Origin of the sequence: Candidatus Providencia siddallii, from assembly GCF_964026685.1 — a bacterium.
Taxonomy (GTDB): Bacteria; Pseudomonadota; Gammaproteobacteria; order Enterobacterales; family Enterobacteriaceae; genus Providencia_A; species Providencia_A siddallii_A.
The window spans coordinates 454014-465711 of record NZ_OZ034688.1; the positions used below are offsets into that span (position 1 = coordinate 454014).

The 11698-nt window shown below is 22.4% G+C and carries 8 protein-coding genes; 3 read left to right on the plus strand and 5 right to left on the minus strand.

The features are described 5' to 3' along the window. Positions 1 to 115 precede the first annotated feature (115 nt). The 4 genes from gdhA to pckA all read right to left on the minus strand — a co-directional run bounded on the left by gdhA (position 116) and on the right by pckA (position 5591). Positions 116 to 1450, minus strand: coding sequence for an NADP-specific glutamate dehydrogenase (gene gdhA / locus AAGD61_RS01930; RefSeq protein ID WP_341764774.1), 1335 nt, complete (start codon positions 1448 to 1450; stop codon positions 116 to 118). A 135-nt stretch (positions 1451 to 1585) separates the two neighbouring features. After that, a complete protein-coding gene (locus tag AAGD61_RS01935; RefSeq protein WP_341764775.1) occupies positions 1586 to 2014 on the minus strand; it encodes a universal stress protein in 429 nt (142 codons plus the stop codon). Between the two features lie 80 nt (positions 2015 to 2094). After that, a complete protein-coding gene (locus AAGD61_RS01940; protein WP_341764776.1) occupies positions 2095 to 3585 on the minus strand; it encodes an inorganic phosphate transporter in 1491 nt (496 codons plus the stop codon). 386 nt (positions 3586 to 3971) lie between these two features. After that, entirely contained in the window at positions 3972 to 5591 is a 1620-nt protein-coding gene (gene pckA / locus AAGD61_RS01945; protein ID WP_341764777.1) for a phosphoenolpyruvate carboxykinase (ATP), read from the minus strand. Between the two features lie 460 nt (positions 5592 to 6051). Between pckA and nudE the strand changes: the two genes are divergently transcribed. After that, positions 6052 to 6603, plus strand: a complete 552-nt coding sequence (gene nudE, locus AAGD61_RS01950) for an ADP compounds hydrolase NudE (RefSeq protein ID WP_341764778.1) — start codon at positions 6052 to 6054, stop codon at positions 6601 to 6603. Positions 6604 to 6618: 15 nt separating this feature from the next. Here nudE and mrcA read toward each other — a convergent pair whose 3' ends face one another. After that, positions 6619 to 9138 carry a peptidoglycan glycosyltransferase/peptidoglycan DD-transpeptidase MrcA gene (gene mrcA / locus AAGD61_RS01955; protein ID WP_341764779.1) on the minus strand — a complete coding sequence of 840 codons (2520 nt, stop codon included), beginning with the start codon at positions 9136 to 9138 and terminating at the stop codon, positions 6619 to 6621. Between the two features lie 836 nt (positions 9139 to 9974). On the opposite strand from mrcA, the gene aroK reads away from it, so the two are divergent. Together aroK and aroB are read left to right on the plus strand one after the other, a co-directional pair. Continuing rightward, the gene (aroK, locus tag AAGD61_RS01960) at positions 9975 to 10502 is read left to right on the plus strand and encodes a shikimate kinase AroK (protein WP_341764780.1); all 528 of its coding nucleotides are present in this window, start codon (positions 9975 to 9977) and stop codon (positions 10500 to 10502) included. Positions 10503 to 10525: 23 nt separating this feature from the next. Beyond that, positions 10526 to 11611, plus strand: a complete 1086-nt coding sequence (gene aroB, locus AAGD61_RS01965) for a 3-dehydroquinate synthase (protein WP_341764781.1) — start codon at positions 10526 to 10528, stop codon at positions 11609 to 11611. Positions 11612 to 11698 lie beyond the last annotated feature (87 nt).

The window sequence follows — 11698 nt, forward strand, 5'->3', positions numbered from 1 at the left end:
TTTATTTTAAATACGAAAATACTGTTTAAATAAAAAATATCAATTTTATGTTATAAAATTGATATTTTTATTAACATATTAATACATAATATATATAAAATATATTTAAATTTTTTTAAAAAACACCTTGTTCAATCATCGCATCTGCTACCTTTACAAAACTTGCAATATTAGCTCCTTTAATATAATTAATTTTATTTTGTTTATCACTAAATTTAACACATTGATCATGTATATTTAACATAATACGTTTTAAATATAAATCAACTTTTTTAGCATCCCAATTTAAACGAGAAGAATTTTGAGCCATTTCAAACCCAGAAACTGCTACCCCACCAGCATTTGCAGCTTTACCTGGAGCAAATAATACACCAGATTTTAAAAATAAATTAACTGCTAATGCAGTAGTTGGCATATTTGCGCCTTCAGCCACAGCTTTTATGCCGTTTTTAATTAAGTTTTTTGCATCTTCTATATCTATTTCATTTTGAGTAGCACATGGAAACGCTATATCTACAGGAACACACCACGGTTTTTGATTAGGTAAATATTTTAACGAAAATTCTTTAGAATATTCTTCAATACGTCCATATCTATTTTTAATTGTTTTTAAACGTAATAATTTTTCAAGTGTAAAACCATCTTTATCTACTACAGTACCATTAGAATCTGATGCAGTAATTACTATTGCACCTAATTCTATACATTTTTCAATAGTATACTGAGCTACATTACCAGATCCAGATACTGATACACGCATATTTTCTAAATTTAAATTATGTTTATTTAACATTACATCAGTAAAATAAACTAATCCGTAACCAGTTGACTCAGGACGAATAAAACTACCTCCAAATGATAATCCTTTACCAGTAAAAACACAAGATGTGTTATTTGATAATTTTTTCATCATTCCTACCATAAAACCTATTTCGCGAATTCCAACTCCAATATCACCTGCAGGAATATCTGTATCTTGACCTAAATGACGATAAAGTTCAATCATTAATGATTGACAAAAACGCATTATTTCATTTGAACTTTTACCTTTAGGATTAAAATCAGAACCACCTTTACCGCCACCCATAGGAAGAGTTGTTAATGCATTTTTAAATATCTGTTCAAATCCAAGAAATTTTAAAATTGATAAATTAACAGTTGGATGAAATCTCATACCTCCTTTAAAAGGACCAATTGCAGAATTAAATTGTACACGCCATGCTCTATTAATATTTGTTCTGCATTTATCATCAACCCAAGCAACACGAAATTGAATAATTCTTTCAGGTTCTACAAAACGTTCTAATAAACCTTTATCACAATATTTAGTATTTTGTTCTAAAAATGGCCAAATCGAAGAAAAAACTTCACTTATCACCTGTAAAAATTCATTTTGAAACGGATCTTTTTTTTGTGTATATTCTAAAAATGAAGACAATGAATACGTCATTTATATATCCTATATAATAAATTTATTTTACATTTTAAAATATTTAATAATAAAACATAAACACTTAAACACATATTAATATAATATGATATTTTTTTATATAAAATATTTTTAAAAAACATAAAATAAACAATTTTAAACATTTAAAGGTACAATTAATATATCTACTTGAATTTTATCAATTAATTTACGAGCTGATGATGTCAATTTACTCCAAAAATCTTGATGATGTCCACAAATTACAACATTTATATTATATTTTTTTACAACGTCTTCAAGAACTTGACATAAATCACCATTAGCAATTAATATTTTTTCTATACAATATCCAGATTTCATCACTAAATCTTTAAATATACTATTATTAGTATAGTTATTTTTATCTTTTTTTATATTTTTTTTATTAATATTAATTATTCCAGTATAAGGCGCTAAATAATTAATATCAACATGAATTACTGAAACTTTAGACTGATAAGGTTTTGCTATAGAAATAGCTTTTTTAATTAAAATTTCACTATCAGGGGATAAATCTATAGCAACAAGTATATGTTTATAATACATAACATGTTTCCTTATTAATACTATTAATTATAATAAAAATTATATATTAATTTTGTTAATAATTAAATTAAATTTAATTATTAACAAAACAGTAATAAAATCCAATATAATATACTAGATAATAAAATAGACATTGGTAATGTTAACAACCATGTTAAAATGACACTTTTTACAGTTTTTATTTGCAAACCATATCCATCAGCTAACATTGCTCCAGCAACTGCAGAAGATAAAACTTGTGTTGTTGATACCGGCATACCAGTATAACTAGCTATACCAATAGAAACACCAGCAGTTAATTGTGCAGATACTCCTTGTGCATAAGTAATACATTTTTTTCCTATTTTTTCACCAATCGTAATAGATATTCTTTTCCAACCAAACATAGTACCAAAAGATAATGATAAAGCAACAATAATAATAATCCAAAGTGGTGAATATTCAATAGGTTTTAAAAGATCAAAGCTAATCTTTTTTAATAAATTTGAATCTTTATCATTAGTTTCTGGTAAATTAGCAATAAAATTAGCAATACCAGATATACATATTAATAAACTACGAACATGTTTTTTTTGTTCTAATGTTAATTTATTATAATTTTTGATATTAACCAACAAACTTTGAGCTTGATTTAAAATAGATGTTATTGCCACATTAACATCATTTATTTTATATATAAAATTTTTAATTTCATTGTTATCTTTTAAAGATTTTTTTATTTTACTATCAAATTTTAAATTATGAATTAAATGATATTGTTGCATACAAACAATTGCATTATAAGTTTTTGTAATATCATTCTTATTGGAATTTATATTTATAATAAAATCTGAAGGTGCTATACAAATTAATACAAGCATTATAATACCTATGCCTTTTTGTCCATCATTGGCTCCATGAGAAAAACTTACACCAATAGCAGAAAAAATAAGTGCTATACGAATCCAAAAAGTAGGTTTATGTTTATCATATTTTTTTTTATCTTTATTTACTTTTAAATAATTAGTATGATATTTTTTAATTTTTTCATAATAAAAACGAAAAATAAAAATTATAAAAGAAGATATTATAAAACCTATAATTGGAGAAATTATTAATGATATAAGAATATTAATCATTTTTGGTATATTTAAAGCATTAACAATTGATACTTTTGTAACTATAGAATTAGTTATACAAACACCTATAGTAGCACCAATTAAAGTATGCGAACTTGATGCAGGAATACCTAAATACCAAGTAGCTAAATTCCAAACAATAGCTGATAATAATAATGAAAACAACATTATTATCCCATAAAAAGGAGTTACATTAAATAAAAAATTAGTTGGCAATAAATGAACAATAGCATATGCAACACTTAATCCACCTAATAAAACACCGAAAAAGTTAAAAATTCCAGACATAATAACTGCTAATCTAGCACTCATTGCTTTTGTATAAATAATAATAGCTACCGCATTTGCGGTATCATGAAAACCATTGATAGCTTCATAAAATAATACAAATAATAGTACTAAAATTATTAGTAAACATGTATGAAATTCCAAATTAATAAAAAAATGAAACATAAGTTTTAAATACACTATTTATTAGATATTAATAATTAAATTATTTTCGAAATTATTTTTTTAATAAAATTTTTATAAAACTATTTAATATTTATTATTTTATATTATTTTATAAAAAATAAAAAAATAAAATTTTAAATTATTTACTACATATAAAATTTTCACAAATTCAATTTTTGAAAAATAATTAACAATTAATTAAAATACACAATTTTAATTAATTGTTAATTTAATAACATGTTATATAAATATTATGTTTTGTCTATAAAATTAAATATTTCTTATAATTAAAAAATTAATATTAAATTAATTATATTTTCATTATATTAATAAAATAATCAACAAAATATATTAAAACTTAAATATAAATTAATATGATTAATATATTATATTTGTGGACCAAATTTAATCAACATTTTCCCTTTTATTGAATCAGTATATTTATAAAAATTATCAATAAAACATTTAGCTAGATATTTAGCTTTATCAATCCATTCAGATTCATTTTTGTAACTACTACGTGGATCAAAAAAATATTTTTCAATACCAAATATTTTTTTTGGTATAATTAAATTAAAAATTGGTAAAATATCCACACCAAATTTTTCAATGTTATCGTTTAAAATTAAATCAATAATCATACGAGTTTTTTTAATTGAAATACGTTCACCTTTGTTATTCCAACCAGTATTAACTAAAAAAGCTTTTGCGTTTACTTTTTTCATTCGATTTGCTAATATTTCAGTATATCGTATTGGATGCAATGATAAAAATGCTGAGCCAAAACATGCAGAAAAAGTTGGCATATGTTTTTTAATACCGCATTCTGTTCCTGCTATTTTTGATGTAAATCCAGATAAAAAATAATATTGTGTTTGTTCTAATGTTAGAATAGATACTAATGGAAGTACCCCAAAAGCATCAGCTGTTAGAAAAATAACTTTTGTTGGATGTCCTGCTTTAGATATAGGTTTAACTATATTTTTAATATAATTGATTGGATAAGAAACACGAGTATTTTCTGTTTTTGAACTATTATAAAAATCAACAGATCCATCTGATAAAACTATTACATTTTCTAGTAAAGCGTCTCGTTTGATAGCATTAAAAATATCTGGTTCATTTTTTTTAGATAAATTAATAGTTTTTGCATAACAACCTCCTTCAAAATTAAATACACCATTACAATCCCATCCATGTTCATCGTCACCAATTAACTTTCGTTTAGAATCATTAGATAAAGTTGTTTTACCAGTTCCTGATAAACCAAAAAAAATTGCTGCATCACCTTTTTTACTAACATTAGCAGAACAATGCATTGATGCTATTCCTTTTAACGGTAACAAATAATTCATAATAAAAAACATTCCTTTTTTCATCTCGCCACCATACCAAGAACCACCTATAAGTTGCATACGCTCTGTTAAATTAAAAACAATAAAGTTTTCGGAATTTAATCCTTGTTCTTTTCAGTTTGGATTTACACATTTAGATGCATTCATAACAATAAAATTAGGTTTAAAATTAATTAAATCTTTATTATTCGGTCTTATAAACATATTTTTTACAAAATGAGCTTGCCATGCTACTTCTGTAATAAATCTAACCTTTAAACGAGTATCTATATTTGCACCACAAAAAGCATCTACAATAAATAATTTTTTATTAGATAATTGTTTACATACTAAACATTTTAATTTCATCCAAATTTCTTTTGATATTGATTTATTGTCATTTATTATTTTATTATTATCAGTCCACCATATAGTATCCTTAGTTATATCATCATATACAATATATTTATCTTTCGGAGAACGACCTGTAAATTTTCCTGTATCAACAGCTACAGCACCAAAAGTTGTTATTGTTCCACGTTCTAATCCATTAAGTTCTGGTTTTGTTTCTTCCTTTAATAAAAATTTATAACTAGGATTGCAAATTATTTCTTTTACGTTTAAAATGCCATAATTTTCAAGTGATTTTAAAATCATAACTCTACTATTCATTATACTATTCCTTATATAAAATATAATTACTATAAAATTATTTATAATATAGTTAAAAAATAAAAATAAAAATAAATTATTTTATAATTTTAATTTATATAATTTAATTATATTTAAACATATTAAATTTATTAAATAATCAGTAACAAATTATTTACATCCAATTATTTTATAATATAAAACTATATAAATTATTTTTTTAATTTTTAAAAATATTTAACCAAGAAATATATGATATTATCAAATTAACATAATAAATTTATTTTTAAGAAAAAATATTTTTTTAAAATTATTAAAAATATCAAATAATATAAATATAAATATTATTTGATATTTATATTTGATTATTTTTATGTAAAATTTTACAAAATAATTTTTATAAAATTTTACATAAAAATAAATAAAAATATATATATAATTAAAATCTATTTAAAATTATAAAAAACAATATAAAAAAATTATGATTAATTTAAAAAAACCAAAAATATTAAATATACAAAATATTATAAAATCTAAATTATTTAATATTCAATCTGTTGCACTTGAGTTTAGTAATGGTGTTAAACGAACTTATGAAAGAATGAAACCAAATAATAATGAATCAATATTAGTTATACCAATAATAAATAAAAAAATAATTTTAATATATGAATATGCGGTTGGAATTGAAAATTATGAATTAGGTTTTCCAAAAGGTTCTATTAATTCAAAAGAATCAATATTTGAAGCTGCACAACGTGAACTAAAAGAAGAAATAGGTTATGGAGCTAATATAATCACCTCTTTAGCAAAATTAACTATATCACCATCTTATTTTTCTTATCAAATGAATATTCTTATTGCACAAAATCTTTATAATGAAAAACTTAATGGTGATGAACCAGAACCATTATTACAAATCAAATGGCCTATTTCTAAAATGATGCATTTACTAAATCATCCGAATTTTAACGAAGCTAGAAATATTAGCGCACTTTTTTATTTAGAACGATTTTTAAAAAAAGATGCTTAAAATTATATAATATATTTAAAATAATTCTTCTCGATCAGAATTATCTTCTGTAAATATAGGTAATTCAAGTTCTTTTATTTCATAATCCTTTGGTTCCGTTCCTTCAATATAATATTCTTTAAGAGAAGAACCTAATTTACCAGTTTTATCATCTATAGAAACAGATATTATTCCTCTTGGTGGTAATATTTTTCTTATTGGAACACCAATTAAAACTGTTTTCATAAAATCATTCCAAATTGGTTGAGCACTTTTTGCTCCAACTTCTACTCCATACATATGAGTATTGCCTAATGTTCGTTTATTATCATCAAAACCTATCCATGCAGTAGCAACTATATTCGGGGCATAACCAGAAAACCATGCATCTTTCGAATTATTAGTTGTTCCTGTTTTACCACCAATATCCCGTCTGCCCATAAAAATTTTAGCAGAACGCCATCCAGTACCCAACCAATTTGATTCACCATATATATTTGTCATCATAGCATTTTTTATTAAAAAAGCAATTTGTTCGTTAATAACATAAGGAGCACATATATTTTTTAAATTATTTTGATATTTTTTATTTTTTAATGTATCAATTACTTTATTATTATAAATAACATCATTTGTTTTAATTAATTCATCTATTATTTTATCTTTCAAAAGTTCTTTTTCAAAATTATCATATGATATTTGTGTATTAATATAATTAGAACATATAGTCTTAGGAGTTGTTTTAAAAATAACTTGTTTTTTATTATTTTCTATTTTTGAAATATAGTAAGGATCAATTAAATATCCACCATTTACTATAACTGAGTAAGCTCGTACCAATTGTAACGGGGTAAATGAAGATACACCTAATGCAATTGATTCTGTATTATTAATATTTTCTAAAGGAAAACCGAAACGTGTTAAATAATTAGAAGCATATTCTATGCCAATAGCTCGTATCATTCTTACCATGACAACATTTTTAGATTGACCTAAACCTTGACGTAAACGTATAAGACCATCATATTTTGCTGGAGAATTTTTTGGACGCCAATTTGAATTTTTACCTGAATCCCATCTACTAATTGGTGCGTCATTAATTAATGATGATAACGTCATACCTTTATCAATTGCAGCTGCATATAAAAATGGTTTTATACTAGAACCAACTTGTCTTAACGATTGAGTAACACGATTAAATTTACTTAAATTAAAATTAAATCCACCTACTAATGTAGTAATTGCTCCATTATTCGGATTTAAAGCAATAAAAGCTGCATTTACATCTGGAATCTGAGATAAATACCATTCATTTTTTATTTTTCTAACCCAAATTTGTTCTCCAGCATGAATTACATTATTAATCATCATTGGTGGTATTCCTTGTTTTTCGTCAGAAATAAACCTACGAGCCCATCTAACACCTTTCATAGTAATTACTTCTTGTGACCCGTTAGATAATAATATATTTGCACTATTTTTAAAAACAGAAAGTACCACTGCAGGTTCTAATTCCATATATTTAGAAATTTCTTTCAATTTTTTAAGTATTTTACTAATTCCCCAAGAAGACTCTCCAGATTTCCATAATATTTCTGAAGCACCTCTGTAACCATGTCTTTCATCATAATTAATAACATTATTTTGTACAGCATTTATAGCTGCTAATTGGTGTTTACTAATTATTGTAGTATATACTTTATATCCATCAATATATGCATTTTCCCCGTATTTATTATATAACGTTTGACGAACCATTTCTGATAAATATGGTGCATTAACTTCAATTTTTGCAATATGATAAAATGTTTTTATTTTTTCTTTTTTAGCATAATTATATTGATTTTTTGTAATATAACCTTCTTCAAACATACGTAAAAGAACTATATTTCGCCTATTAGTAGCACGATTATAGGAATAAAACGGGTTAAATGTTGAAGGTGCTTTCGGTAAACCTGCAATCATTGCTATTTCATTTAAAGTTAACTTATCAACTGTCTTACCAAAATATACATATGCTGCTGCTCCAACACCATATGCACGATTTCCTAAATAAATTTTATTTAAATATAATTCTATAATTTCATTTTTGGTAAATAATTGCTCTATACGAATTGCTAAGAAAACTTCTTTAGCTTTACGTAAAAATGTTTTTTCTGGACTTAAATAAAAATTTCTTGCAAGTTGTTGAGTTATAGTGCTTGCGCCTTGAGAAGGATATCCTGATATTATTAACATTATTAAAGCACGAAAAATACCTATAACATCAATACCATGATGATCATAATAACGACGATCTTCTATGGCAATAAAAGCCTGAACCATTAGTAATGGAATTTCGTTTAACATTACTGGGACACAATGCTTTTCACCGTATTGAGCCATTAACTTATTATCTGCACTAAATATTTTCAATGGAACCTGAAGATGAATATCTTTCATCATTGTTACATCTGGTAATGATTTTTCTACATACTTATATACACAATAAATAAATATAGCTCCAAAAAAGATACAACAAAAGACAAAAACAAAAAAATATTTAACAAACTTCATTTTAAAAATTCCAAATTTTAATATTTACTCAATAATAAAAATATAAAACAATATAATAAAATGTTTATTAATTTATTAAATAATTATATATAATTAAAATTTATTAATTTTTATTTTTATAAAACTTATTCAATAAATATTTATATGTAAAATTAATATATAATACTAATTTATTTTTAAAACTTCATAATATTTGTATCATATAAAAACATTTTTCTAAATATTCATTTATTATATTACATACTTTGTGTAAAATATAAAAAATATTTTTATTTAAAAATATTCGTATTAATTTTTTTAAAAAAAATAAAAAAACAAAATTATATACTTTATATTTATAGAATTATTTATAAAAAAAATAAAAACTTGCAATTATTTTACATAAATAAAATATAAAAATCATAAAATTATATAATAAATTGTAATTTAATTACAAAAAATTAAATTTAATATTTTATAAGTATTATAATAAATAAATTATTACAAAACAAAAACATAATGATAAATTAAAATATTGTATCAATAATAACATGAGTAATTATATTTTAATATAAAAAATAAATAAATATATATTTTTATCTTTGTAATAAACTTACAAAAATAAAATATCAAAAAAATAACTATTTTTTTATAAAGCGATAATTATTTTATAAAAAATATTTTTAATTAATATATAAAAACAAAATAATTGATATTACAACAAAATAATTTTATTATTTAATTAAATTAATATGTTTATCAAAAAAAATTATTTAATTTATTATTCAAATAACAACTATTTAAAACATATAAATAATTAAACTATTTATATTATAATTAATATAAGAAATAAATATATGACAGAAAAACGCAATATTATTTTAGTTGGACCAATGGGATCAGGAAAAACTACTATTGGACGTCAATTATCTAAACAACTAAATATGGATTTTTTTGATTCTGATTATGAGATAGAAAAACAAACAGGTGTTGATATAAGCTGGATATTTGATTTAGAAGGTGAAAACGGTTTTAGAAAAAGAGAAAAAAAAATCATTAATAAACTTACAAAAAAACAAGGTATTATTTTAGCAACTGGTGGCGGAACTATAAAACTTAAAGAAATACGCAATCGTTTGTCAATTTGTGGTGTTGTTATATATTTAAAAACAAGTATTGAAACACAACTTTCTCGTACAAATTTTAATAATAAACGCCCGTTATTACAAATTAACTCTCGTGAAATCCTTCAAAAATTATCAAACGAACGAAACCCAATGTATAAAGAAATAGCTGATATAACTATTCACACAGATAAACAAAAAACAAAAACTGTTACTTATAAAGTTATTGAATTATTAAAAAAAAAATATTATTTATTTTAATAATATAAAAATGGAAATAAAAAATGACGAAATATTGTATTACAATAAATGACGTTAATTATCCAGTAAAAATAATAAAAAATTTATATCATAAAATTAATATATTTAAACAATTAATTTCAACAAAACAAATTATAATAATTACAAATAAAACAATAAAAACATTTTATTTAAAAACAATAAAAAATATTTTTAAAAATACAGTTATTAAAATAGATTCAATTATTATTCCAGATGGAGAAAAATATAAAAATTTATCAATTATAAATAATATTATTACTAAATTACTAAAAAAAAAATATACTAAAAATATTACTTTGTTAGCTTTAGGTGGTGGAGTTATTGGTGATATTACTGGTTTTGTAGCATCAATATATAAACGCGGTGTACAATTTATTCAAGTACCAACAACATTGCTTTCACAAGTAGATTCTTCTATTGGTGGAAAAGTAGGTGTTAATCATATTTTAGGAAAAAATATGATTGGAACGTTTTATAAACCAACTTCTGTTATAATAAATTTAGATTTTTTAAAAACATTACCAAAAAGAGAATTATACTCAGGTTTTGCTGAAGTAATTAAATATTCTATTATTTTAGATAAAGCTTTTTTTAATTGGTTAGAAAATAATATTAATCTTTTATTACAACTTAATAAAGAAGCAATAGAATATTGTGTTTATAAATGTTGTAAGTTAAAATTAAAAATAGTTTCAATTGATGAAAAAGAAAAAAAATCATTACGTACATTACTTAATTTTGGGCATACATTTGGTCACGCAATTGAAACATATATGTGTTATGGTACATGGTTACATGGAGAAGCTATTTCAGTAGGAATTGCAATTGCAACAAAAATATCTGAATTAAAAAAACAAATAACATCAAAAGAAGCTAATAGAATAATTACACTTTTAAAACAAGCACATTTACCAATAAAAGGTCCTTTTGAAATGAAACCTAATCATTATATCACTTACATGATAAATGATAAAAAAAATATAAATAACAAAATTAATTTAATACTACCAATATCAATTGGAAAATCTATAATATATCAGAATATCGATATAAAAACTATCACACTAGCTATATCTTATTTAAAATAATATAAACTATAATTTAATATATTTTATAAAAAATATTTTTATTATAAAAATATAAAATTTAATCTAAACATAGTTATTTGATTATTT